General features: G+C 60.8%; 18 protein-coding genes. 7 read left to right on the top strand and 11 right to left on the bottom strand.

What is annotated here, in order from left to right:
* The first annotated feature begins 20 nt into the window (after window positions 1-20).
* From BLU48_RS28160 to BLU48_RS28150, 3 genes are all read left to right on the top strand, one after another.
* Window positions 21-2,894 (top strand): EAL domain-containing protein, encoded by a 2,874-nt coding sequence (locus tag BLU48_RS28160; protein ID WP_057023277.1) that lies wholly within the window; start codon window positions 21-23, stop codon window positions 2,892-2,894.
* A 164-nt stretch (window positions 2,895-3,058) separates the two neighbouring features.
* The gene (hexR, locus tag BLU48_RS28155) at window positions 3,059-3,925 is read left to right on the top strand and encodes a transcriptional regulator HexR (protein WP_003177007.1); all 867 of its coding nucleotides are present in this window, start codon (window positions 3,059-3,061) and stop codon (window positions 3,923-3,925) included.
* 211 nt (window positions 3,926-4,136) lie between these two features.
* A complete protein-coding gene (locus tag BLU48_RS28150; RefSeq protein ID WP_080889045.1) occupies window positions 4,137-4,334 on the top strand; it encodes a PA3496 family putative envelope integrity protein in 198 nt (65 codons plus the stop codon).
* Here the strand turns inward: BLU48_RS28150 and BLU48_RS28145 are convergent.
* Window positions 4,264-5,238 (bottom strand): LysR family transcriptional regulator, encoded by a 975-nt coding sequence (locus tag BLU48_RS28145; protein WP_057023278.1) that lies wholly within the window; start codon window positions 5,236-5,238, stop codon window positions 4,264-4,266. The genes BLU48_RS28150 and BLU48_RS28145 overlap by 71 nt on opposite strands.
* A 195-nt stretch (window positions 5,239-5,433) precedes the next feature.
* Between BLU48_RS28145 and BLU48_RS28140 the strand changes: the two genes are divergently transcribed.
* On the top strand, window positions 5,434-6,849 hold the full coding sequence (locus BLU48_RS28140) for an acetyl-CoA carboxylase biotin carboxylase subunit (protein ID WP_003195732.1): 1,416 nt from the start codon (window positions 5,434-5,436) through the stop codon (window positions 6,847-6,849).
* 11 nt (window positions 6,850-6,860) lie between these two features.
* A complete protein-coding gene (oadA, locus tag BLU48_RS28135; RefSeq protein ID WP_057023279.1) occupies window positions 6,861-8,669 on the top strand; it encodes a sodium-extruding oxaloacetate decarboxylase subunit alpha in 1,809 nt (602 codons plus the stop codon).
* 83 nt (window positions 8,670-8,752) lie between these two features.
* Here the strand turns inward: oadA and BLU48_RS28130 are convergent, their stop codons facing one another.
* From BLU48_RS28130 to BLU48_RS28120, 3 genes are all read right to left on the bottom strand, one after another.
* Window positions 8,753-10,042, bottom strand: a complete 1,290-nt coding sequence (locus BLU48_RS28130) for an autotransporter outer membrane beta-barrel domain-containing protein (protein ID WP_056847500.1) — start codon at window positions 10,040-10,042, stop codon at window positions 8,753-8,755.
* 192 nt (window positions 10,043-10,234) lie between these two features.
* Window positions 10,235-11,005: an amino acid ABC transporter permease gene (locus tag BLU48_RS28125; protein ID WP_057023280.1), complete on the bottom strand. Its 771-nt coding sequence runs from the start codon at window positions 11,003-11,005 to the stop codon at window positions 10,235-10,237.
* A complete protein-coding gene (locus tag BLU48_RS28120) occupies window positions 11,002-11,823 on the bottom strand; it encodes an ABC transporter substrate-binding protein (protein ID WP_057023281.1) in 822 nt (273 codons plus the stop codon). The genes BLU48_RS28125 and BLU48_RS28120 overlap by 4 nt, the downstream gene beginning before the upstream one ends.
* 114 nt (window positions 11,824-11,937) lie before the next feature.
* Here BLU48_RS28120 and BLU48_RS28115 point away from each other — a divergent pair, with 114 nt between their 5' ends.
* A complete protein-coding gene (locus BLU48_RS28115; RefSeq protein WP_057023282.1) occupies window positions 11,938-12,840 on the top strand; it encodes a homocysteine S-methyltransferase family protein in 903 nt (300 codons plus the stop codon).
* Window positions 12,841-12,908: 68 nt separating this feature from the next.
* On the opposite strand, the gene BLU48_RS28110 is transcribed toward BLU48_RS28115, so the two are convergent.
* Genes BLU48_RS28110 through BLU48_RS28100 form a run of 3 tightly spaced genes read right to left on the bottom strand, consistent with a single transcriptional unit; the run spans window position 12,909 to window position 14,672 of the window.
* On the bottom strand, window positions 12,909-13,580 hold the full coding sequence (locus tag BLU48_RS28110) for a GNAT family N-acetyltransferase (RefSeq protein WP_057023283.1): 672 nt from the start codon (window positions 13,578-13,580) through the stop codon (window positions 12,909-12,911).
* Between the two features lie 10 nt (window positions 13,581-13,590).
* Window positions 13,591-14,037: a GNAT family N-acetyltransferase gene (locus BLU48_RS28105; protein ID WP_057023284.1), complete on the bottom strand. Its 447-nt coding sequence runs from the start codon at window positions 14,035-14,037 to the stop codon at window positions 13,591-13,593.
* On the bottom strand, window positions 14,034-14,672 hold the full coding sequence (locus BLU48_RS28100) for an FMN-binding negative transcriptional regulator (RefSeq protein WP_057023285.1): 639 nt from the start codon (window positions 14,670-14,672) through the stop codon (window positions 14,034-14,036). The genes BLU48_RS28105 and BLU48_RS28100 overlap by 4 nt, the downstream gene beginning before the upstream one ends.
* An 87-nt stretch (window positions 14,673-14,759) precedes the next feature.
* Between BLU48_RS28100 and pdxR the strand changes: the two genes are divergently transcribed.
* On the top strand, window positions 14,760-16,298 hold the full coding sequence (gene pdxR / locus BLU48_RS28095) for a MocR-like pyridoxine biosynthesis transcription factor PdxR (RefSeq protein ID WP_057023286.1): 1,539 nt from the start codon (window positions 14,760-14,762) through the stop codon (window positions 16,296-16,298).
* Here pdxR and BLU48_RS28090 read toward each other — a convergent pair.
* From BLU48_RS28090 to BLU48_RS28075, 4 genes are all read right to left on the bottom strand, one after another.
* Window positions 16,255-20,925 carry a dermonecrotic toxin domain-containing protein gene (locus BLU48_RS28090; protein ID WP_057023287.1) on the bottom strand — a complete coding sequence of 1,557 codons (4,671 nt, stop codon included), beginning with the start codon at window positions 20,923-20,925 and terminating at the stop codon, window positions 16,255-16,257. The genes pdxR and BLU48_RS28090 overlap by 44 nt on opposite strands.
* 129 nt (window positions 20,926-21,054) lie before the next feature.
* Window positions 21,055-22,146: a polyamine ABC transporter substrate-binding protein gene (locus tag BLU48_RS28085; RefSeq protein ID WP_057023288.1), complete on the bottom strand. Its 1,092-nt coding sequence runs from the start codon at window positions 22,144-22,146 to the stop codon at window positions 21,055-21,057.
* Window positions 22,143-23,177, bottom strand: coding sequence for a histone deacetylase family protein (locus BLU48_RS28080; protein ID WP_057023289.1), 1,035 nt, complete (start codon window positions 23,175-23,177; stop codon window positions 22,143-22,145). Before BLU48_RS28080 ends, BLU48_RS28085 begins: the two co-directional genes overlap by 4 nt.
* A gap of 128 nt (window positions 23,178-23,305) precedes the next feature.
* On the bottom strand, window positions 23,306-24,298 hold the full coding sequence (locus BLU48_RS28075; RefSeq protein WP_057023290.1) for an AraC family transcriptional regulator: 993 nt from the start codon (window positions 24,296-24,298) through the stop codon (window positions 23,306-23,308).
* Window positions 24,299-24,302 lie beyond the last annotated feature (4 nt).

The following is a 24,302-nucleotide window of genomic DNA, read 5'->3' as shown; positions in this document are numbered from 1 at the left end:
CCATTATAAGAACATCGCCTATGACCCTTAGCACCGACCTGTTAGGCCCCTCGGCGGCGCCTGCGCAGCTCATCCGTAAACACTATGCAACCGAAATGGCGGTCGAGCGCACACGCCTGCTATATCAGGGGTCGCTGCTGCCGACATTGCTGATGTTGGTCAACGGCCTGGTCTGTGCCTGGTTGCTGTGGAACCCCGAGCAATATCTGCTCGATAGCATCTGGCTGCTCTGGTTGCTGGCTCTGGTGGCGATGCGTGTGATTCAGGTGGCGGCCTTTGATTCGGCAATGCCCAGCCGCCAGGCCCAACCGGTGTGGCGGCGTATGTTCATGCTCGGCTCGGCAGTCAGTGGCCTGACCCTGTCCGTCGCGGCTATTGCCCTGGTGCCCGCCGACAGCTTTATGCACCAGGCCTGGGTGTTTGGCCTGATCGGCGCGGCCTCATTATCGGCCAGCGTGGCCTATGCCGTGAGCCTTTGGGCCTTCCTGTCGTTTGCCTTGCCGTGCCTGGTGCCGGCCATCGCCTATCTGTTCTGGAATGGCGCCCCCCAGCAGCAGGGCTGGGGGGTGCTCGGCCTGATCCTGCTGGCGTCCCTGAGCCTGGTGGCCTGGCAAATCAACCGCCTGATCCAACACGGGCTGTTGCGACGCTTCCAGAACCAGGCCCTGATCGAGCATTTGCAACAGGCGCAGCAACGCAGCGAACAATTGAACCTGGAACTAGTGCGTGAAGTCGAGCAGCGCCGCCAGGTGGAGCAGGACTTGCGCGAGGCCCAGGTTCGCCTGCAAGACCGCGTGGCGCGACGCAGCCAGGAGCTGGATGCCGCCAGCCTTGCCCTGAATAAAAGCGAAGCGCGCCTGGCCATGGCCCTGCAAGCCAGCGAACTGGGACTGTGGGATTGGAACCTGCAAACCGACGAAGTCCACCACACCCAACTCAAGGAGCTGTTCGGCCTGGAGCCCGAGTACGTCACGGCGATGCTCAGCCACCTCAAGCCGCGCCTGCACCCCGACGACCTGCCGCTGCTCAAGCGTGCGCTGGTGGAGCATCTCAAAGGCCGTAGCGAGGACTATCAGGTGGAGTACCGGGTGCGCCATGGTGACGGGCATTGGGTGTGGATCCAGGACCGTGGCCGTGCGGTGGAGCGTGCGCCCAACGGCCGCGTGACCCGCATGCTCGGCACGCGCCGCGACATCAGCGCCAGTAAGGCGCTGGAAGAACAGCAACGGCTCGCCTCGACGGTGTTCGAGGCGGCCAGCGAAGGCATCGTGATCCTCGATCCAGAGTACGCGCTGATCGCAGTGAACCAGGCATTCAGCCGTGTCACCGGTTTTGACATCGACGACATGCTTGGCCGCAATGTGGTGGAACTGCCCAGCAGCCGAGATGCGCGACGCCACTTCCCGGTGATCCGCCAGGCGCTGCTCAGCCACGGTACCTGGCAGGGCGAGTTGGTGGAAACGCGCAAGAACGGTGAGCTCTACCCGCAGTGGCTGCAACTGAACGTAGTGCGCGATGTCCGGGGAAACGTCAGTCATATCGTGGGCTTTTTTGCCGATCTTTCGGCGCGGCGCGAGTCCGAGGAGCGTATGCGCTACCTCACTCACTATGATGAACTGACCGGCCTGGCCAACCGCTCGCTGTTTCGCGAACGCCTGCGCGAGGCCCACCAGCGTGTGCGCCAGGGCGGGCGCAGCCTTGCGCTGCTGCATATCAACCTGGACCGCTTCAAGTTGCTCAATGACAGCTTGGGCCATGAAGTGGCCGACCAGTTATTGCAGAAAATGGCCCGGCGTTTGATCAACGCGTTGCCTGAAGCCGACACCATTGCGCGCCTGTCCGGTGACGAGTTTGCCGTGCTCTTCGACGCCTACGGCAACCTGTCGAGCCTGGCACGGGTGGCGACGCGGCTGCTGGCAAAACTGCGTGTACCGGTGACGGTGGAGGGGCATGAGCTGGTGGTTAGCGCCTCAATGGGGGTTAGTCTGCTGCCGGATAATGCGCGGGAAATTTCTGCGCTGGTCAGCCAATCGAATATGGCCATGCAGCACGCCAAGCACTTGGGCGGGAATAATTTCCAGTTTTACACCGACAGTCTGCAAGCCAGCACCCTGGAACGTTTGCAGCTGGAAAACCACCTGCGTAAAGCCATCGGGGAGCGTCATCTGAGTGTGTTCTACCAGCCTAAACTGTGCCTGGCCACCGGTAAGCTGAATGCCGCCGAGGCGCTGATCCGCTGGGAGCATCCGCAATGGGGCATGGTGCCGCCGGGGGACTTTATCGGCCTGGCCGAAGAAACCGGCTTGATCGTGCCGCTGGGCGAGTTCGTGCTGCGCCAGGCGTGTTGGCAGGCTTGTGAGTGGCAGCGTCAGGGGCTCGCGCCGATTCGGGTATCGGTCAACCTGTCGGTGCATCAGTTGCGCCAGGGCAAGCTGGTCAGCCTGGTGCGCCAGGTCCTGGAAGAAACCGGCCTGGACTCGCAATACCTGGAGCTGGAGCTGACTGAAAGCCAGTTGCTCGACAGCGTTGAACACATCATTGCCACCTTCCAGCAGTTGCGCGACCTGGGGGTGAAACTGGCCATCGATGACTTTGGCACAGGTTATTCGTCCCTGAGCTACCTCAAGCGCATTCCGGTGGACTACGTGAAGATCGACCAGACCTTTATCCGTGGCCTTGGCCAGGGGCGTGAGGATGCGGCGATCACCCGTGCAATCATCGCCATGGCCCATGGGTTGGCGCTCAAGGTCGTGGCCGAAGGCGTGGAAGATCAGCAGCAGCTGGAGTTTCTTCGCGGTGAGCAGTGCGATGAAGTGCAGGGTTATCTGATCAGCCAGCCGATGCCGGCCGAAGGGCTGGCGGATTTGTTACGCAAAAATGCAGATTTTTCTTAACGCAGCGTAGGCTGAATATATGGCTACATAGCGCCTGCCCGCTGAAACCAGAGGGGGAGCAGGGCGATTTAGTGATGCATCGAACGGGCAAAACGAGAATTCTTGTAGTATAACTACAAGCTTGCTACATCCCTGGCGCCTGCCAATAACAAGAGTCCTGCCCTTTGAACCTGTTGCAACATATCGCCCAGTCGCGCCACCTGTTACGCAAATCGGAACTCAAGGTTGCCGATCATGTGCTGCTTGATCCTGCGGCCGTGATGCACAGTTCCATGGCCGACCTGGCCCACAGCGTGGGCATCAGTGAGCCGACCATCGTGCGCTTCTGCCGCGCCATTGGCTGCTCCGGGTTCCAGGATCTGAAACTCAAGCTGGCACAAAGCCTGGCGGCCGGCGCGAGCTTTGGCCAGTTTGCGATCCATGAAGACGACTCTGTTGCCGACTACAGCCTGAAAATCTTCGACACCACCTTGCATACCCTGATGGAAGTGCGCGAGAAGCTCGACCCGGTGGAGCTGCAAAAAGCCGTAACTGCCATGTCCCAGGCCCAGCGCGTCGAGTTCTATGGCTTTGGTGCCTCGGGCGCGGTGGCGGCCGATGCCCAGCACAAGTTCTTTCGCCTGCTGCTGACGGCTGCGGCCTACAGCGACCCGCACATGCAGGCAATGTCGGCCGTTACCTTGAAGCCCACTGACGTGGCGATCTGTATATCCCAGTCCGGTCGTTCCAAAGATTTGCTGATCACCGCCAATCTGGTGCGTGAGAGCGGCGCTTCGCTGATTACCCTGTGCCCGAGCCAGACGCCATTGGCGGAGTTGTCCACGGTGAACCTGGCGATCGACGTGCATGAAGACACCGAAATCTATACGCCGCTGACCTCGCGCATTGCTCATCTGGTGGTGATCGACGTGCTGGCGATGGGCGTGGCCATGGCCCGTGGCCCGAGCCTGGTCAACCACCTCAAGAGCGTGAAGCGCAGCTTGCGCAGCCTGCGCCTGTCGCCCAAATCCGTCAAAGCCCTCGACGACTAAAAATTGTACACAGTAAAAAATGTGGGAGGGGGCTTGCTCCCGATAGCGGAGTGTCAATCACCCATTCATTGACTGACCCACTGCTATCGGGAGCAAGCCCCCTCCCACATTGGAATCTATTGTGTGTCCAGAATCTTCATCAGGCTGTCATCGCCCCGTCATCCCCCGCGTCCACCCTGTACTCCCCCGTACTCGCATTGGGAGACTCCAAATGACCCGGCACTACGAAGACAGCAACAGCACCGTCAAGACCCGTCGTCAGCAGGAAGACCAGCGCCGCATGGCGTTCCGTCGCGCCATCGAAGACCGTTGCGAAGAGCGCCAGTTGCTCCAGAGCATCACTGACTACCCGGAACTCCATTGGCAGGCACCCGTGGCCGCCCAGCGAAACGCTCAGCCAACGCGCTGATCTGCACCCGTTCGCTGCGGATAAAGCCCAGGAACGCGTGAGCCACTGGTGACAGGCGTTTAGCCTTGGCCTGCACCAGGCACCAACTGCGGTACAGCGGCAGTTCTTCCACCGGCAGCTCCTTGAGCCCGCCGGTGGCCAGTTCCAGGTTCAAGGCGTGGCGCGTCAGCAGGGCCACACCCAAACCTGCGACCACGCACTCACGCTGCGCCTCGGCCGACGCCACTTCTACCGTCTGAGTGAAATGCACGCGTTTTTCCTTGAAGTACTCCTCGCAGGCCAGCCGTGTACCGGAGCCCGGTTCGCGGATAAGCAGCGTGTAAGGCTCCAGGTCTTGCAGGCGCAGCGGCCCTTGCAAGCTCAACGGATGATCTGGCAACGCTACGGCGACAATCGGGTTGTTGAGAAACGGCAAGAACTCCAGGCCCATGTCCTGGGGCACCATGGACATGATCACCAGGTCATCGCGGTTATCCGAAAGCCGGCGAATGACCTGGGCGCGGTTGACCACGGTCAGATGCAATTGCACTTCCGGATGCTGGCGCTTGAAGGCGGCAAACAGGTGCGGCACGAAATACTTGGCGCTCGATTCCACCGCCAGTTTCAGCTGGCCCTGCAGCGAGCCCTGCATGTCCGATAGCTGCATATCGAGGTTTTCCAAGCGCCCGAAGATATCGCGGCTGGCGCGCTGCAGGGCTTCGGCCGCCTCGGTCATGTAAAGTTTTTTACCAACATAATCGAACAGCGGTTGGCCGATCAGCTCTTCCAGCTGGCGAATCTGCAGGCTGACAGCGGGTTGCGTGAGGGACATTTCCTCGGCTGCGCGGCTGTAGGAGCGCAGATCGCAGACCTCATGAAAGATCTGCAATTGACGTAATGTCAGTCTCATCAGTGACTTACGCATCATTTACCTCCCTTCACCCCAGGCTATCCGGCCAACTATAAGTCTTTACTTATGCATGACCCAATAATTATTGATTTTTGTTAATCCCTTGACGGGCTTAGTGTGTGTCTCGCGACTGTCATGAAACATTTGGTCACGCGCCGACCCAGTTCCATCAGGTCGAAGACGCAGCAATCGGCTCAAGGGAATTTCCAAGTGATAAAAAAGATCCTGATCGCCAACCGTGGTGAAATTGCCGTACGAATCGTACGTGCCTGCGCCGAGATGGGCATTCGCTCGGTCGCGGTCTACTCGGACGCCGACCGCCACGCGTTGCACGTCAAGCGTGCCGACGAGGCTCACAGCATTGGTGCCGAGCCCCTGGCCGGCTACCTGAACCCGCGCAAGCTGGTGAACCTGGCGGTGGAAACCGGTTGCGACGCCCTGCACCCCGGCTATGGCTTCCTGTCAGAAAATGCTGAACTGGCGGACATCTGCGCCGAACGCGGGATCAAGTTCATTGGCCCGTCGGCCGAAGTGATCCGCCGCATGGGCGACAAGACCGAAGCGCGCCGCAGCATGATCAAGGCCGGTGTGCCGGTTACGCCGGGCACCGAAGGCAACGTTGCTGACATCCATGAAGCCCTCACCGAAGGCGACCGCATCGGTTACCCGGTGATGCTCAAGGCCACTTCCGGTGGCGGCGGTCGTGGCATCCGCCGTTGCAACAGCCGCGAAGAGCTCGAACAAGCCTTCCCCCGTGTTATCTCCGAAGCCACCAAGGCGTTCGGTTCGGCGGAAGTGTTCCTGGAAAAATGCATCGTCAATCCCAAGCACATCGAGGCGCAGATCCTCGGCGACAGCTTTGGCAACGTGGTGCATTTGTTCGAGCGTGATTGCTCGATCCAGCGTCGCAACCAGAAACTCATCGAAATTGCTCCAAGCCCCCAGCTGACCCCCGAACAGCGCGCCTATATCGGCGACCTGTCGGTGCGCGCCGCCAAGGCCGTTGGCTACGAGAACGCCGGCACCGTGGAGTTCCTGCTCGCCGAGGGCGAGGTGTACTTCATGGAGATGAACACCCGGGTGCAGGTGGAACACACCATCACCGAAGAAATCACCGGGATCGACATCGTGCGTGAGCAGATCCGCATAGCCTCGGGACTGCCGCTGTCGGTGAAACAGGAAGATATCCAGCACCGTGGTTTCGCGTTGCAGTTCCGTATCAACGCCGAAGACCCGAAGAACAACTTCCTGCCCAGCTTCGGCAAGATCACCCGTTATTACGCACCCGGCGGCCCCGGCGTACGCACCGACACGGCGATCTACACCGGCTACACCATCCCGCCGTTCTACGACTCCATGTGCCTGAAACTGGTGGTGTGGGCGTTGACCTGGGAAGAGGCCATGGACCGCGGCCTGCGAGCCCTGGACGACATGCGCCTGCAAGGCGTGAAGACCACCGCCGCCTACTACCAGGAAATCCTGCGCAACCCGGAATTCCGCAGCGGCCAGTTCAACACCAGTTTCGTGGAAAGCCACCCTGAGCTGACCAACTACTCGATCAAGCGCAAACCCGAAGAGCTGGCCCTGGCCATCGCCGCCGCCATCGCCGCCCACGCAGGCCTGTGAGGAACATTCCAATGACTAAAAAGATCTTCGTAACCGACACCATCCTGCGCGACGCCCACCAATCGTTGCTGGCCACCCGCATGCGCACCGACGACATGCTGCCGATCTGCGACAAGCTCGACAAAGTCGGCTACTGGTCCCTGGAAGTCTGGGGCGGCGCGACCTTCGATGCCTGCGTGCGCTTCCTTAAGGAAGACCCGTGGGAGCGCTTGCGCAAACTGCGCGCCGCGTTGCCCAACACGCGCCTGCAAATGCTGCTGCGCGGCCAGAACCTGCTGGGCTACCGCCACTACAGCGATGACGTGGTGAGGGCTTTCGTGGCCAAGGCGGCGGTTAACGGTATCGACGTGTTCCGTATCTTCGACGCCATGAACGACGTGCGTAACCTGCGTGTGGCTATCGAAGCCGTCAAGGCCGCTGGCAAACATGCCCAGGGCACCATCGCCTACACCACCAGCCCGGTGCACACCGTCGAGGCTTTTGTGGCCCAGGCCAAGCAGTTGGAATCCATGGGTTGCGACTCGATCGCGATCAAGGACATGGCCGGCCTGCTGACCCCGTACGCCACCGGCGAACTGGTCAAGGCGCTGAAAGCCGAACAGAACCTGCCGATTTTTATCCATTCCCACGACACCGCCGGTTTGGCCGCGATGTGCCAGCTCAAGGCCATCGAAAACGGTGCCGATCATATCGATACCGCCATCTCCAGCTTCGCCTGGGGCACCAGCCACCCGGGTACCGAGTCGATGGTCGCCGCGCTTAAAGGCAGCGAATTCGACACGGGCCTGGATCTGGAACTGCTGCAGGAGATCGGCCTTTACTTCTATGCAGTGCGCAAGAAGTACCACCAGTTTGAAAGCGAATTCACCGCGGTCGACACTCGCGTGCAAGTCAACCAGGTGCCGGGCGGGATGATTTCCAACCTGGCCAACCAGTTGAAAGAGCAGGGCGCCCTCAACCGCATGAGTGAAGTGCTGGCCGAAATCCCCCGTGTGCGTGAAGACCTGGGCTTCCCCCCACTGGTCACCCCGACCTCGCAGATCGTCGGCACCCAAGCGTTCTTCAACGTGCTGGCCGGCGAGCGCTACAAGACCATCACCAACGAAGTGAAGCTCTATCTGCAAGGCGGCTATGGCAAGGCGCCCGGCACCGTGAACGAGAAACTGCGTCGCCAGGCCATCGGCAGCGAAGAAGTGATCGACGTGCGTCCGGCCGATTTGCTCAAGCCGGAAATGACCAAGCTGCGCGGCGAAATCGGCGCGTTGGCCAAGTCCGAAGAAGACGTGCTGACCTATGCCATGTTCCCGGACATTGGGCGTAAATTCCTTGAAGAGCGCGACGCCGGCACCCTGGCACCGGAAGTGCTGCTGCCGATTCCGGAAGCCGGTGGCGTGGCCCGTGCCGGTGGCGAAGGTGTGCCGACCGAATTCGTCATCGATGTCCATGGCGAAAGCTACCGCGTCGACATTACCGGCGTGGGGGTGAAGGCCGAAGGCAAGCGCCACTTCTACCTGTCCATCGACGGCATGCCGGAAGAAGTGGTGTTCGAACCGCTCAACGAGTTTGTCAGCAGCGGCGGCAGCAAACGCAAGCACGCCACCGAGCCGGGCCATGTGAGCACGGCGATGCCGGGCAATATCGTCGACGTGCTGGTCAAGGAAGGCGATGTGGTCAAGGCTGGCCAGGCGGTACTGATTACCGAAGCCATGAAGATGGAAACCGAAGTGCAGGCAGCGATTGCCGGCAAGGTGACCGCCGTTCATGTGGCCAAGGGCGACCGGGTCAACCCTGGCGAAATCCTGATCGAGATCGAAGGCTGATTACAGCCTTCGAGACTAACGTTTAATCCTCGGGGGGGCAGGTGCTCCCCTTTTTTTCGCCCGTTATTCAGCGTTCGGCAGCATTAGAAGCTCACCTTCCACTGCCCCATCAAACCTTGGTCGCGACCGTGGTTGCCGCTTTGGCTGGTATAGGTCAGGCCGATACTGTGTTGGGTCGAGAAGGCCAGGTCCAGACCCGCTTGCAGGTCCAGGCTGTCGCGATCCAGGGCGGTGCCAGTGATGGTGAATGCATCGATCAGGGCTGGCGCATGGCGCGAAGACTGGTTGACCTGGCTGCTGACGTCGCCATAGAGGTGTTTCCAACTGGTGCTCAGGTGGGGTGTGAGGCTCATCTTGTTATCGAACCGATACACCGTCGCTACGCGCAGGCCGAGGGTGCTGTTCAGGTTTCGCTGGGTCTGTGGGCCGACATTCAACGCGGTTCGGCCGCCGCTCTCTTTGAAGCGTTCGCGTTGGTAGCGCTGGTAGCCCAGGCCGACGAAAGGTTCGACACTGGAATCGCCACTGCCCAGTTGATAGCCAAGTTCGGAGAACAGCGTTTGACTGTGGGCGTTGTAGCTGCTCTTGAGCGACTCCGTGTGATTCAGAAGGCTGACGTTGCGTTTGTTCTGGCCGGCATGCTTGCTGTAGATCGCCCCCATGCGCAAGGCCAATGGGCCATCCTGGCGCACGGCATAGCCGCCCAGGTGCCAGCTGTCCAGATCAGCGGCAAAACGCGCAGCATCGAAGCGGCCGGAGGTTTTGGCGCCCATGACGCCCACTCGCCAGGCTGAGTCGACTGCCCAGTCGGCGCCCAGCAGCAGGCCCTGGGTATCGTGTTTCAGGCCAGCACTGCCGTGCTGTGAATCAAGGCTGCCACCGTTACCCAGGCCCTGCACCCAGAAGTGGCCGTCGTCTTCAGTGGGCAGTGTGCGCAAAGTGGAGAGCAATTGGCTGCTCAGGTGTTGCGTGGTGCGCTGGGTCGCGGCGGCCAGGTTGGCGTTTTGGCTGGCGGCCAATTGCTCAAGGGCTGCACCGATGCCTCCGGGCTGTTTGCTCAGTTGGTCGAGTTTCTTCTGCATGTCCTTGAGCTCTTCGGCGCTCATCTGGCCGGATGCAACCAGTCGAATCAAGGCCGGTTCCAGCACCTTGGCGACCTGTAGACCGTTGTGCGAGGTGGCCTGCTGCGTAAGGAAACCGTCGAAAGGCGGTGGAATGGGCGGGGCCCCGAACCCGGACATGAACTCCCACTGAGCGGGAGCCGCGTCGTAGGGCGACCGATATTCGATATCGCCGCGCGCGTGCACGGGTTGAAAACTGGCGGTTGCCGCAAGGCTGATGACTATCGCGATTCTTTGGGGTGTAAAGGGCATGAATTCCCAACCTCTGATGAATGAGGCCGGGAATTTAGCGGGGGCGCGGGACGATAAATGTCAGGCCAGTGACCGCTGGCTTGCGGGAGTTGTCTTCGGTGAGATGCGATTAAAAACTCATGGGCTCGACAGCAATATCAGACCGTAAAATCGCTGAACGTAGCCAAGGCAGAGCGCCATAGGTCCTGAGCTTCAACCGCGGCGCACATAACCCTTGCCGAAATGCCGTTCCATGCGCGCCTGGATCAGCTCCAGCGCCAGTGACATCACCCAGTAAATAATCGCCGCCGTGGTGAGCATCTCGATATAGCGGTAGCTGGAGCGACCATAGGACTGCGCCAGGAACATCACTTCCCATACCCCCATTACCGAAATCAACGACGAATCCTTGAGCATCGAGATGAACTGGTTGGTGGCTGGCGGGATGATGGTGCGCATAGCCTGGGGCAAGGTGACGTGCCAGAAGATCTCCCTGTCGCGCATGCCCAGCGCCAGCGCGGCTTCGCGTTGACCATGGGGGACGCCGAGGATGCCGGCGCGGAAAATTTCACTCAGGTACGCGCCATAGTTCAGCGACAACGCAATGATCCCGGCGACGATGGCGCCTGGCACCAGGCCCAGTTGCGGCAGGCCCAGGTAAATCAGCAGGATCTGGATCAGCAGCGGTGTGCCGCGAAAGAACGAGGCGTAGAAACTGGCAATGCCAAACGCCACTGCGCTTTTCGACAGGCGCCCCAGCGCCGTGATAAAGCCCAGCACCGATGAGGCAACTATGGCACACAGGCAGAGAAACAGCGTCAGCGCCGCACCTTGCACAAAGCCGTTGGGCGCCAGGTGCAGACCGACCAGGTTGGGCAGCTTGTCGAGGATGATCGAGAACTTCAGGTCAAAGCTCAGGAAAAAACTGGCAAACAGTGCAAACAGTACCGCCCAGGTCAGGTATAGCCGTATACGAAAGCTCATTGGCTGATATCGGCGCCGATCCATTTTTGCGACAACTTGCTCAAGGTGCCGTCCTGTTTGAGCTCGGCGAAGACCTCACGCACTTTGCTGTCCCATTGCGCGTCGCCTTTCTCGATGGCTACCGAGTTGGGCTCCGAATACAACGGCGTGCCGGCGAGCTTGAAGCGTTTATCTTGCGTCAGGCGCGGCTGCGCGGTCACCAGGTTGGTAAGGATCGCATCCAGGCGTACGCCCGCACCCAGGCCGAGGTCCTGGAACGCCACGTTGTCGGTGTCGTACGGGGCGATCTGCACATCCTCGAACGGATACTGCAGCTGGGTATCTTCGGCGCCCTCGATCACCAGGTTCTTGTTCAGATAACTTTCGTAGCTGGAGGCACTGGTGAGACCGACTTTCTTGCCGCTCAGGTCTTTGGCTTCGTGGATACGATCATCCTTGGCATTGACCACGATCACGGCGGGCGAGGCATAGTATTGCACCGGGAAGTCGAACACCTCGGCACGCGCCTTGCTCGGGGTCATGGAGCAGATACAAATGTCGTAGCGCCCGCTCCAGCGGCCGGCGGCGATCACGTCCCACGACGGCGTTTCCAGGCGCAGTTTCACCCCCAGTTTTTGCGCCACGGCCTTGGCCACGTCCACGTCGAAACCGTCGAGCTGGTTCTGCTCGTTGAGAAATGAAAACGGCGGGTAACTTTCCATCAACACGCCGACCAACTCTTTTTTTTGCTCGATACGGTCCAGGGTGACGCCGCCAAAGGCTTGGGTGGAAGCGGCCAACATCGTCAGGCCGAGGGCCTGCAGCAGTCTGAATTTCAAAATCGAGCACCTGAATAAAAAAGTGGTTGTTATTAACCGAATGGTACGCATTAAATAGTTATAAGAACGACTCTCATAGTGAGTTATTTTCATAAGCATATGAGTAAAAAGCATATGGGCGCAGCTAACACAGTAATTCTCGATGGCGGCATGGGCCGTGAACTGCAACGCCGTGGCGCACCGTTCCGCCAGCCGGAATGGTCGGCCCTGGCCTTGAGCGAAGCGCCGCAAGCAGTGGAGGCCGTGCATGCGGCCTATATCGACAGCGGCGCCAACGTGATTACCAGCAATAGCTATGCGGTGGTGCCGTTTCATATCGGCGAAGAGCGATTTGCCGCCGAAGGCAAGGCGCTGGCGGCACTGGCCGGTGAGTTGGCGCGACGGGCGGTGGATGCATCCGGCAAAGCGGTACGGGTCGCCGGTTCATTGCCACCGCTGTTTGGCTCTTATCGCCCCGACTTGTTCCAGGCCGAACGGGTCAGCGAGTTGCTGACACCACTGGTGCAAGGCTTGGCTCCTCACGTCGACCTGTGGCTGGCGGAAACCCAGAGCTCAATCGTTGAAGCACGAGCGATTCATGCCGGCCTGCCGCAGGATGGCAAGCCATTTTGGCTGTCGTTTACCTTGAAAGACGAAGACACCGACGACGTACCACGCCTGCGCTCCGGCGAGCCAGTGACGGAGGCGGCCGAGGCTGCCGCGCAGTTGGGCGTGCAGGTGTTGCTGTTCAATTGCAGCCAGCCGGAAGTGATCGGTGCAGCGATCGATGCGGCGCGTGAAACCTTCGAGCGATTGGGTGTAGCGATCCAGATCGGCGCCTATGCCAACGCCTTCCCGCCGCAACCCAAGGAAGCCACGGCCAACGACGGCCTGGACCCGTTACGCGACGATCTCGACCCGCCAGGTTACCTGCATTGGGCTGCTGATTGGCAGGTGCGTGGCGCCAGCCATTTGGGTGGGTGCTGTGGCATCGGGCCGGAGCATATTGCGGTGCTGGCGCAGCGCCTGACCAACTGATTTACCGCACTTCAAAGTGTGGGAGGGGGTGCCCCCTCCCACGTTTGGTTTTGTATGGGTTGTGAGGCCTAGGTCCGGCATTCGGCCAGGGTTTTCAGCTGGCCCGAGCCGCTCTGGTTCGCCTCCGATAGCCATGCCTCAAACCCTGCGCCTACCTTTGGCCATTCCGAATCGATGATCGAATACCACGCGGTATCCCGGTTCCTGCCTTTGACCACCGTATGCTGGCGGAACACGCCTTCAAAGCTGAAGCCCAAGCGCTCGGCCGCATACTTGGAGCGGGCGTTGGCGTTGTTGCACTTCCATTCCAGGCGGCGATTGCCCTGCTCGAAGGCATACTTGGCCAACAGGTACACCGCTTCGGTGCTTTTGGGCGAGCGTTGCATCGAAGCACCGAAGGTGACGTGGCCGATCTCGATGCGGCCCTGCTCGGGCACGATCGACATCAGGCTGAGGATGCCTTGGACCTGGCCGGTCGCGCGGTCGATCACGCTGAAGAAATATGGGTCACTACCGGCTGCATGGTTGTTCAGCCAGGCATCGAAGGCGCTGCGCTCTGGAAATGGGCCGTAGGGTAAATAGTCCCACAACTTCGGGTCGGCACCGGGGCCTTCAAGAGCTTGCCACAGTTGATCGCCGTGGCGCGCCGGGTCGAGTTTTTCCAGGCGGATAAAGCGCCCTTCGAGCAGTTGAGCCGTGGGGGCCGGGACGCCTTTCCAGTCGGCGAGGGAAGTGGACATATTGCGCTCCTTAAAGACCTTGGCGAAATTGGATGAAGCCTGGGCGTTCGGCGATGCGTTCGTAGAGTTGGATCGCGGTGGCGTTGGTCTCGTGGGTCAGCCAATGCACCTTGCAGCAACCATCGGCCTTGGCGGTGGCGTAGACGTACTCGATCAACTGGCGGCCCACGCCGCTGCCGCGTTGTGACGGAACTACCAGCAAATCCTGCAGATAACAGGAGTTCTCGATGCTCCAGTTGGAGCGGTGGTAGATGAAGTTGACCATGCCCACGGCCTTGCCGTCTTGCCAGGCCAGGGCCGAGTGGGTCGGCTCGCTGGCGTCGATCAAGCGCTGCCAGGTGCTGAGGCTGACGGCGTCCGGCAGTTCAGTGTTGTAGAACTGCAAATACGCTTGCCACAGCGCCAGCCAGGCGGCGTGATCAGTGGCGGTGACGGGGCGGATGTCGATCGGGCTCATTCTGAAACTCCTTGGGGCATAAAGCGTGCGAGGGTCTGGTCGCGCACGTCGAGGCTGGTGGCCAGGCCCTCGCGAATGCCGTTGATGTCAGCCTGGCTGCGGTTCTGGCCGAGTTTGCGCTTGCCTACCAAACGTTCGATCGGCAGGGCAAAGCCGACGATGGCCTTGAGCATGCCGTCAATGTAGTTGGCCGGGGCGTCGCTGACTTTCCACGGCTGGGCGCGGTTGCCTTCATGGCGGTCTGTCAACGCGGTAACCACGGCCAGCAGACGCTCGGCGTCGGTAAACGCTTCGGGCTTGCCATAGGCATGCACGGCGATGTAATTCCAGGTTGGCACCACCTTGCCGTGCTCGGCCTTGGCCGGGTAGAACGATGGGCTGATGTAGGCGTCGGCGCAGGCAAAGATCACCAACGCTTCGCTGCCGTCTTGCAGGTCTTTGCACTGGGGATTGGCCTTGGCCAAGTGCCCGTAGAGGGTGCCATGGGGGCCTTCATCGGGGTTGAGCAGCAGCGGCAGGTGGCTGGCTTGCAGGCCTTGCTCACCAAAGGTCACCAGTTGCGCCAGGCGCGTATGCTGGATCAATTGCTGGATTTCGGGCAAATCGTCGAGGGCAAAGGCGCGAGGTGTGTACATGGAAATTTTCCTTGGCGAATGCCTGCATCCTAGGCAGGCTAATGGTTCGTTGTAAGAGCCATCTAGCGCCAATTTCATAGGTCCAATATGTCGTGCACTACACCGCCGTTGTCATTCAATCCTGCCGGCATCGAGCTGGATCGCCGCCAGGGCCTGACGCGCCAACTCTATGAAGCCTTGCGCCAGCGCGTGCTGGACGGGAGATTGGTGAGCGGCACGCGGTTACCCGCCACCCGCGACTTGGCAACGGCATTATCAATTTCGCGCAACAGCGTAGTGCGTGCCTATGACCAGCTGTATGCAGAAGGGTTTATCGAGAGCCGGGTCGGAGACGGCACTTACGTCGCTCAATTACCCGCCCCCAAAAAACTATCCACAAAAGTATCCACAGGGTTAACAACAGGCTTATCCCCAGCTTTATCCACAAAATGGATGGATTTTCCTGGAAATTTGGACGATGAAGTTATCCACAGCGGCGGCTTGGCGAGGGTAAAAAATAACCACCTGCCCCAGCCGCCATCGGGGCCACCACGGGCATTTCGCGTGGGAGTGCCGGCTTTCGACCTGTTTCCGTTCGAGGTATGGGCCAAGCTGAGCGCGGCGTTCTGGCGCAAACCGGACCCGCAACAACTGTGCTACGGCGACCCGGCGGGTGATGGTCGCCTGCGCGAATTGATCGCCGCCTACTTGCGCAGCTCGCGGGGCATGCAGTGCAGTGCTGAGCAAATAGTGATCACCAGCGGCGCACAGCAGGCGATCAGCCTTTGTGCACAGCTGCTGGTGGAGCCTGGCGACGGCATTGCGGTGGAAAACCCTGGCTATCGCGCGGCAGGCCACGCGTTCGCCCTGGCCGGCGGGCGACTGCACGGCGTGCCGGTGGACGGCGAAGGCATCGACTGCCAGGCGCTCAATGCCCTGGGCGATTGCCGGGTGGCCTATGTCACGCCTTCCCACCAGTACCCGCTGGGCGTGGTGATGAGCCTGGCGCGTCGCCTGGAACTGCTGGACTGGGCGCAGCGCACGGGCGGTTGGGTGGTTGAGGATGATTACGACGGTGAGTACCGCTACAGCGGTGCGCCGCTGTCGCCACTGGCGGCGCTGGATCGCAGCGGGCGCGTGCTGTACGTCGGCACCTTCGGCAAGGTGGCGTTCCCGGCCCTGCGCCTGGGTTACCTGGTATTGCCGTCGGCTTTGGTGGACGCCTTTGCCCAACGTCGCGCCGTGGACATGCGTCATTCGGAGGTCAGCACCCAGGCGGTGATGGCTGAGTTCATGGCGGCCGGGCATTTCCAGCGGCATATCCGGCGCATGCGGCGTGCGGCCCTGAGCCGACGCAACACGTTGCTCGCCGGCTGGCCGGGCGACCTGCCTGGCCTTGGCCCGCTGCCCAATGTACCGGCAGGGTTGCACCTCACGGTGAGGCTGGACAGCCTGGCCCATGAGCAGCAATTGCTGGCCCAGGCGTTGGCCGCGGGGGTCGAGGTCAATGGCCTGAGCAACTATTGGCTGGCAGACTCAATTACCCCCGCCGACCAACGCGCCGGGCTGGTACTGGGGTTCGCCGCTGTGCCGGAGGCGGCGATTACCCAAGCGCTGGTGCGATTGCGGGCGGCATGGCAGGGTTAGGGGGGCTGTCGAAGAACAGTGATTTGGCCAGTGCCGAGCTGATTTCACTACGGTAAATCGCGATTTGGTCCTTGTCGCTGGTGCCGGTGCGCTGCACCGCTCCGCGGAGCTTTTGCTGCTTGCGGGTCTTGAGGTGTCCAGCTGTAAAGTGCTCGGCCTCAGCCTGGGGCGAGGCGTAGTGAAAGTGCGCGTACCAGAGCACGGTTTTGCTCTGTTTATCGACAATCTCATATTCGTCCATATAGTCGTTACCCGGTCTTTTGAGGCGCTGACGGCTCTGCACCTTGACAATTTTCACCAGCTTTTGCTCATGCAGCCACTGCACCCGTGCCGCCGTGGGCAATTGTTGCTTGGTCATGTTGATGCGTGTCTGTGAGCCCAGCTCATAGAGGTGCTTGGCTTTGTCATTGAGCTGACGATTGAGCGTGGCGGCCGAAGGGCGGTCGCTTTCGGTGAGGTTGAGCTGGGTCAGGGCCGACTCCACATCCGTCACGGCCTGCTCCAGGCGTGCCGCTTGCTGGTGGAACATTTCCTCAATCTCTACCGGAATGCGCTCCGGTCTGCGCGAGTGCGCCAACAAACGCTGGGTGGCCACCGGCTCTTCATCCAGCAGCCGTTGCCCGGCATTGAGGCTTATCCCCAGGTCCACCGGCTTGGTCACTGTCGGCCTTGAGGTGGCTTCGTTGTGTGCCACCCAGACTCCTGGGGTTTTTTCGTGGAAGGTGGCGATCACCTTGCCGGTCAGCGGGGCCTTGACGTCTACCAGGGCGGCATCGCTTTCCCGTGGTTCTCCGACCACGATGCCCTTGAAACGGGTCTTGATGATTTTGCGTCGAGGCCGCTCGGGCGGTTTCGACGGTCCTGGCTTTGGCTCAAGGGCTTTGCGCTGACGCAACAGCTGCGCCAGTTCGTGCAAGGCGCGTTGATGAAATTCTTCGATGCGCTGGCGCAGTACTTCCACGGGGTCACGTTGCAGTTGCTCTGGATATTCGGCGTGCAGGTCCAGCAAGCGATGGTCAACGATGTCGAATTGCTCGGCCAAGCTGTTGAGCGTTTCGATGCGCTCATCCAGGCTGCTGCCTTCGGGCTCGCCGAGGATGTCAATCACGCTCTGCACATGCAGGTCGGCGGCGTCGATGATATCGCTCAGCTGTGCGCGGACATGGGTCAACACCGCGCTGTTACCGGCTTTGACACACAGATAGCGCATCAGGGTGATGTGCAGCGCCTTCAGGTCGGGGAGCGTGATATTGGGCAAGGCGCGCATCGTCGACTGGATAACTTCTGCACCATCGACACCAAGGTTTTCCAGTTCCTTGAAGCGACCAGCCACATATTCCAGGCGCATGATCATTTCCAGGGTCTGAGTCGCAATAGTCTCGGCGGTTCGCCTCTCCAGCGAGGCGGGTAATTCGAGCGCATTGAGGGAACCCAACAAGGCATCGCGGTAAGCGGGCAATTGTTCATTAATGGCGGCTCGCGTCAGCGCCAACTGGTTTTTCAGGAAGCCAATCATCATGCTCTGGTATTCAGGCACGTCGTCGATGTGGCCCAGGGACCTGAGTTGGCGAATGGGCTCTTCGTACTCCAGCAGGCGTTGATTCACATCTCTGATGAAATTTTCACGGCGTAAGTCAGTGGAGGGCCCTGGCTGTGTGCCGATGGCAGCGAGGGTATCGGACATCTGTTGTTGTCGATCCCGGTCGGTGATTTGGAAGCGGTCAATACTTCTGCGCAGTTCTTCAATGCGCGGCGGTTTCTGCTGCCTGGCCGTGCGCAGGCGGTTGCGGAAACCGCCGCCACGCAGGCGCAGGCGGGGATCGACGAACCACTGCCCAGCCCTGTTACTGATCAGCAATGGGCCGGTACGGTTTGGGATTATCGAGTCGATAACAACCACGTTGTCGTTGGCATCTACCTTGACCTCGAACCAGCGCTTGCCAACTGGTACGAACCATTTGTTGGCGGCGGGATACAGATGGTGGTGGGTACCGGCTTGCTTGTTCTGCTCGCCCAATTCGGCGGGCCGCTCCACATTGAAACTCTCCAGCCATGTGCGCAGGCTCGTGGGGGTGCGGCTGAGTGCGCCGCTGACATGCAGGGAGCCCTGGTGCGAGGCGAACAGTTCGGTGCTGGGCAAGTCCGGCAGCTGCACCGCGCTGATAGAGGGCGCGGGCAGCGCCGGTTGTTCTGTGTTGGTGTTCGACAGCGGCTCCTCGGGCACCTTGGGCTTGAGCGTTTCGTCTGTCGCCGGGGCGGACGGATGACGCAGGGCCACATGCAGCGCCAGGGCCATTCCCAGGTTGAGCCACAGGTCCACCAGTGAGGTCCAGGGCGTGGCTTTGTCGGCGGCATTGACTGCCTGCCCGACCTCTTCCAGGTCATCCATGATCTGCCACATCCAGGCCGCGATTCCCACCGTAGGGCCAAGGAACGGCAAGGTCGCATTGAAAATCTGCCAGCCGGCACGGCGAAAGGTCGCCCAGCGTTTTTGCACGTTGGACACCGATTGACGAGTCGCCAGCTCCACCATGGCATTGGCGTTGGCCTTGAAGAGCGAACCCAGTATGTCATTGCCCAGCACTTCGTCGCTCAAGGCAATGGCGCCGCTCATGTACACCACGGTGGCGGGCTCGACCAGCACGCGGGCAAGTGTCCAGGGCGACGGCACGGCGCCGGGGAACACGTACTGTGCGTAGTTGAAACGCGATGCTTCGGGTAACCAGGCCAGCACCGATTCGCGCAGATGCCGATCATGTTTGATCGCATACAGCAGGTTTTGCCGCGAGGGGAATTGGCGCAGCATCGGTTCAAGCAGCGGGCGGTACAGTACGCACGGGCCCTGGTCGGCGGACCGGGGCTCGATCACGAACATGTTGGTCACCCCGTCCTGTTCGTGCCCGGGGCGCAAGGTGGGAATAAAGGCCAGCTGACGGATGACGATTTCCTGCCCATCGAACTGGCGGTCATGGGCGTCAGGTTGCATCAAGGCGGCAACGTATCGGTAACCAAGCTCATCCAGGCCATAGCGTCCCTGGATTTTCCATTGCAGGGCCAGCATCGGCAGCTGCACACGCAGGTGACTGGTGTAGAGCTGTTGCCGTGCCTGGGATTGCACCGGGTCTTCAAGCAGTGTGCGCTTGATCAGCGCCGGATAGTGCTCGCCGATATCCAGTTGGGTAATCAAGTCCTTGAGGTAGCTGTATGTCAGCCATTCAGGCGCGGGACCGCCGTTATACGCCACGCTGGTCTCGCCGGTGGGCAGCCCGGTGAGATTTTCCAGGGCCAGGTCGATCAGGTTGCGACGGGTGATGTCGATCTGTCCAGGCACAGCAAAGGTGCCCCATATGACCGGGCTCTGGATGATGACTTCGACCTTGTCCGGGTTCAGCCTGGTGCTCTGTTTGTCGGCCTTGAACCGGCTTTGCAATTGCGCGCGGGCATAGTCGCGTATCGGCGCAATACCGTCCTGGAACAAGCGGCCATGACTGGAGGTGTGCACCTGGGCCAAGTCAATGAGGTAACGGCCATAGGCGGCTGCATCGGCATCACTGGCGTCGGCCAGCCAGTCGGGCATTTGCTGGTGGACTTGGTGAACGCGCGACAAGGACTGTCCGCTCAGGTCTTCGAGGGCGGGCAGGGCACGGGTTATGGTCGAAGGGACGCCGGGCTGGCCGAGGGCGGCGCGGCCCTCGCGGTCATCGAGCATGCCGATGGCTTCGATTTGCATGGAGATCAAGGCGCAGGCCAGGCTGTCGAAAAAGTTGTCGGCCGGCTCAATCAGGCGCCATTGCAATATCGTGCCGTGGGGCATCTGGCTCAATTTGGACGGAAGGCTTGCCCCGACCTGCTCCAGTGAGGCGAATTTCTCGTAGCCGTCGACCAGGGAGTAGGCGAGGATCTTGGTTTTTTCCTCGTGCTCGCCGATCAATAGCGTCTTGTCCAGCACGCCGATATGACGAACCTGACCATCGTGCAGCAAGTCTATATCGATCAGGCAGGCACGGCTCTTGTACGGGTCCTTGGCACTGCGGGTTTCTTTCTGCGCAAAGTGGTACAGCGTTCTGGCCATGGCGCAGTCGTCTGCGTCCCAGCCTTCTACAGTATCCACATCCACGTTCCACACTTTGCGCAGTGAGTTGGCGAGCACTTGCCAGCGCGGGCCATTACCGTCGCTGGATTGGTTCCAGTAATCGAGCTGTTGTTCCTGGAAAGCGGTGAACAGCAACGGCGCCAGCTCGTTGATCAAGCGGCCGACAGCGTCGATCTTCACCGGCAGGTGCACGGCCTCCCAGGCATGGGATTGCAGCGAGAGGTAGTGCTCGCCGTCGATATAGACCACCGGCCTGGGCGATATGGCCTGGTGTGCCAAGACTGAGGTCAGGGACTCGGCTGTACCCCTGGACGAGACGATCAGATCGTCGATGACTCGCCAACGCGGATGGCAGACCATGGCCAGGTCCGGGTCGATATCCAGCTTCGGATATTGCTCGCGCAGGGCAGTGCGCAAGGTGTTGGCCGCGACTTCCCGGCTGGTGGGGCCGGTAGTCAGCTGGATGAGCAGTTCATCGACGGTGGGCGGCCGGTTGGTTTGCGAAGTGTCCGTGGCGACGGTGTTGTCGGGCATCTGCAGCTCCTTGGCAGGCGTTGGCCCGAGCGGGCTGCAACGGACCTTGGAGGGCGCAAGGTAAGCCTTTCAGGCGTGGCGACAACGGTAGATAAATAACGGGGGCGAGCAGGCTCGCCCCGCAGCCGGTCAGGTACCGGACTTGATCTTGGTCCAGGCCCGCGTCCGGGCGCGCTCGGCCTCCCGGCCCAGGGGCTTGAGGGTGTAGAGCGTGGCCATGGCCGCTTCGGTGGGGTACAGGTTGGGATTGTTGCGGATTGCCGGGGCGACCTGTTCGGTGGCGTCCTTATTGGGGTTGGGGTAGCCGACAAAATCACTGATCGGCGCAATGACGTCCGGCTGCAGCAGGTAGTTGATAAAGGTGTAGGCGTCCTCGGGGTTCTGGGCGCCCTTGGGAACGGCGAGCATATCGAACCAGATCGGTGCGCCCTCCTTGGGCAGGCGCATGTCCACGGTCACGCCGTTTTTCGCCTCTTTGGCGCGATTGGCAGCCTGGGAAAAACTGCCGGAATAACCGACGGCCACGCAGATGTCACCATTGGCGATATCGGCCATGTATTTGGATGAGTGGAAATAAGTGATGTAGGGGCGGATCTTCATCATCAGCGCTTCGGCCTTGGCGTAGTCCTTGGGGTTGTTGCTGTTGGGGTCCAGGCCCAGGTGCTGCAGGGCCAGGGGCAGGATTTCCGAGGGCGAGTCCAGCAAGGCAACGCCGCACTGCTTGAGCTTGCTGAGGTTGGCTTCATTGAAGATCAGGTCCCAGCTATCCACTGGCGCGCTGTCACCCAGCGCTGCCTTGACCTTGGCCGGGTTGAAGCCGATAAGGATGGTGCCGTACATATAGGGCACGGCAAACTTGTTTCCAGGGTCGTTGGCCTCGATCAGCTTCATCAGCTTGGGGTCCAGGTGCTTCCAGTTGGGCAGTTGGTTGCGGTCCAGGGGCTGGAACACGCCTGCTTCGATCTGCTTGGCCAAAAACACATTGGACGGCACCACCACGTCGTATCCGGAGTTGCCGGTGAGCAGCTTGGCTTCCAGCGCCTCGTTGGTGTCGAAGATGTCGTACACCAGCTTGATCTGCGGGTTCTGTGCCTTGAAGTCTTCAAGTGCCTTTGGGGTGATGTAGTCGAACCAGTTGTAGACCTTCAGGGTTTTTTCTTCGGCGTGGGCCGCGCTGCCGAGTACGGCAATACAAAGGGCGAATACCTTGAACAGGTTCATTGCACACACTCCTCAAAGCCTTCGAGCACATTGACGGCGTTGATGCCGATTTCTTCTACGGCGTAGCCGCCTTCCATGACGAACAGCGTGGGTTTGCCCAAGCGTGCGATGCGTGCACCCATGGCCAGGTAGTCCGGGCTGTCGAGCTTGAATTGGGAAATGGGATCGTCCTTGAACGTGTCCACACCCAGGGACACCACGATCACATCGGCGCCGTAGCGTTCGATCTGCTGGCAGGCTTGTTCCAGCGCCTGGCTCCAGCGCTCCCAACCTGAACCCGCCGGCAGCGGATAGTTGAAGTTGAAGCCGGCCCCGGCGCCTTCCCCCAACTCGTCGGCATAGCCGAGGAAGAAGGGAAATTCCGCTTCCGGGTGCCCATGGATCGAGGTGAACAGCACGTCGTTGCGAGTATAGAAAATCGACTGGGTGCCGTTACCGTGGTGGTAATCCACATCGAGGATCGCGACCCTCGTATGGCCCTGGTCGAGAAACGCCTGGGCGGCAATGGCCGCATTGTTGAGGTAGCAGTAGCCGCCCATCAAGTCGCTGGCGGCGTGATGGCCTGGTGGCCGACACAGGGCGAAGGCCGAGCGCGCACCCTGCTGGATCGCCTGTTGCGCAGTGAGCGCAACCTGGGCGGCGCTGTACGCGGCTTGCCAGGTGCCGGCGGTAATCGGCGCGCCGCCATCGAAACTGTAGTAACCCAGCTGGCCGTGCAGGCTGGTGGGTAACACCCGGCGCAAGGTGCGTGCCGGCCAGGTGTAGGGCAACAGGTCGCCGTCCTGGCCGAATTCGGTCCAGCGTTGCCACGCACTTTTGAAGAAATCCAGGTAATCGGGACTGTGGATGCGTTGCAGCGGTGCCAGGCCGAAGTCCTGTGGTGCCTGCACCGGGCCCAGTCCGCGGTCCTTGACCCGTTGCAATACGTGGTCGGCGCGTGCGGGCATTTCGAAGCAGGGCATCAGTTGCCCGTCCATCAATTCACAACGGCCGTGGTGCAGATGGTGATCGTCCGAGTAGATCGTCAGCATTGTGTTGGTCTCCGCAGGCTGGGTGCTATGCCTGCAGTGTTGCGGCGAGCGGGCCGTTGGAGAACGGCAGGAGCGGCCAAAAGGGGATCGACAGGGCCAATGTTCATGTCCGTTATTCGCCCCTCTGGTCACAGCCTGAACTGACTGGGCGCCACGCCGCTCCAGCGCACGAAGGCATGCCGGAAACTCGCGGTCTCACTGAAACCCAGTTGCTCGGCGATTCGATAGATCGGCAGCTCATTGCCGCCCAGCAGTTGTTTGGCGCGTTCAAAGCGTAGTTCGTCCAACAGCTCCTGATAGCTGCACCCCAACTCATGCAGATGCCGGCGCAAGGTACGCGAGGAACAGTTCATCTGCTCCGCCAACCCACCAAGACCTGGCGCGGCGTCCAGCTGTGCGCCGAGCAGATGGCGAACCCGGCCCAGCCAGGCCTGGCGCCCGGTGAACTCGGTGTTCTGTTTGCGGCAACGCTCGGCGATGGCGCGATGGGTGATGACATCAGCCAGCGGCAAGGGTTGCTCGAGCCAGTGCCGATCGAACGCAAAGGCATTGGCCTGGGCGGAAAACTCCAACGGGCAGGCGAAGTGCTCGACATAGCGTGCCTGGTAGTCGGGGCTGGGGTAGGCAAAGCGGGCGCCGAGAAGCGGCAGGGGCTGGCCGAGCAGATCGGCGCAGATAACCTTCAGCGAAACCAGGCAAAACTCCACATTGAATTGGGTCAAGGCCGGGTCCTCGCGGTAATCGCCGGCGGTCAACCAGATGCGCTGGCTGTCCTGCTCCAGGCTCAGTTCAAAAAGTGTTCCCAATAGCGCCGGGTAACGAAGGGCCAGGCGCAGGGCGTCACCGAAGGTGGCACTGGTGAGCAAGGCATAACCGAGCATGCCGTAGGACGACACATGCATGCGTTGCCCCAGTTCCAGGCCCACGTCTTGGCGCAACGCCACGGCGTTGGCGCACACACGCATCTCCTGATGGGTGGTGATATGGGTGTCGGCGCGTGCCAGGTCGGCTTGGCGGATACCGCTGCCGGCCAGCAGCGTGTCATAGCTCACGCCTTCGGCCTTGAAGGTGTCCAGCACCCGCGAGACCGCATTGAGGGTAGTCAGGTGTGAATGCAGCATGGTG

The organism is Pseudomonas synxantha (genome assembly GCF_900105675.1).
Lineage (GTDB): Bacteria > Pseudomonadota > Gammaproteobacteria > Pseudomonadales > Pseudomonadaceae > Aquipseudomonas > Aquipseudomonas synxantha.
This window is presented reverse-complemented; position numbering and strand designations above follow the sequence as displayed.

What these genes read in the sequence shown, in the direction of transcription:
- BLU48_RS28160 (WP_057023277.1), top strand. Translation starts at nt 21, where the DNA reads ATGACCCTTAGCACCGACCTGTTAGGCCCCTCGGCGGCGCCTGCGCAG.
- BLU48_RS28150 (WP_080889045.1), top strand. Translation starts at nt 4,137, where the DNA reads ATGACCCGGCACTACGAAGACAGCAACAGCACCGTCAAGACCCGTCGT.
- BLU48_RS28145 (WP_057023278.1), bottom strand. Translation starts at nt 5,238, where the DNA reads ATGCGTAAGTCACTGATGAGACTGACATTACGTCAATTGCAGATCTTT.
- oadA (WP_057023279.1), top strand. Translation starts at nt 6,861, where the DNA reads ATGACTAAAAAGATCTTCGTAACCGACACCATCCTGCGCGACGCCCAC.
- BLU48_RS28130 (WP_056847500.1), bottom strand. Translation starts at nt 10,042, where the DNA reads ATGCCCTTTACACCCCAAAGAATCGCGATAGTCATCAGCCTTGCGGCA.
- BLU48_RS28125 (WP_057023280.1), bottom strand. Translation starts at nt 11,005, where the DNA reads ATGAGCTTTCGTATACGGCTATACCTGACCTGGGCGGTACTGTTTGCA.
- BLU48_RS28115 (WP_057023282.1), top strand. Translation starts at nt 11,938, where the DNA reads ATGGGCGCAGCTAACACAGTAATTCTCGATGGCGGCATGGGCCGTGAA.
- BLU48_RS28110 (WP_057023283.1), bottom strand. Translation starts at nt 13,580, where the DNA reads ATGTCCACTTCCCTCGCCGACTGGAAAGGCGTCCCGGCCCCCACGGCT.
- BLU48_RS28105 (WP_057023284.1), bottom strand. Translation starts at nt 14,037, where the DNA reads ATGAGCCCGATCGACATCCGCCCCGTCACCGCCACTGATCACGCCGCC.
- BLU48_RS28100 (WP_057023285.1), bottom strand. Translation starts at nt 14,672, where the DNA reads ATGTACACACCTCGCGCCTTTGCCCTCGACGATTTGCCCGAAATCCAG.
- pdxR (WP_057023286.1), top strand. Translation starts at nt 14,760, where the DNA reads ATGTCGTGCACTACACCGCCGTTGTCATTCAATCCTGCCGGCATCGAG.
- BLU48_RS28090 (WP_057023287.1), bottom strand. Translation starts at nt 20,925, where the DNA reads ATGCCCGACAACACCGTCGCCACGGACACTTCGCAAACCAACCGGCCG.
- BLU48_RS28085 (WP_057023288.1), bottom strand. Translation starts at nt 22,146, where the DNA reads ATGAACCTGTTCAAGGTATTCGCCCTTTGTATTGCCGTACTCGGCAGC.
- BLU48_RS28080 (WP_057023289.1), bottom strand. Translation starts at nt 23,177, where the DNA reads ATGCTGACGATCTACTCGGACGATCACCATCTGCACCACGGCCGTTGT.
- BLU48_RS28075 (WP_057023290.1), bottom strand. Translation starts at nt 24,298, where the DNA reads ATGCTGCATTCACACCTGACTACCCTCAATGCGGTCTCGCGGGTGCTG.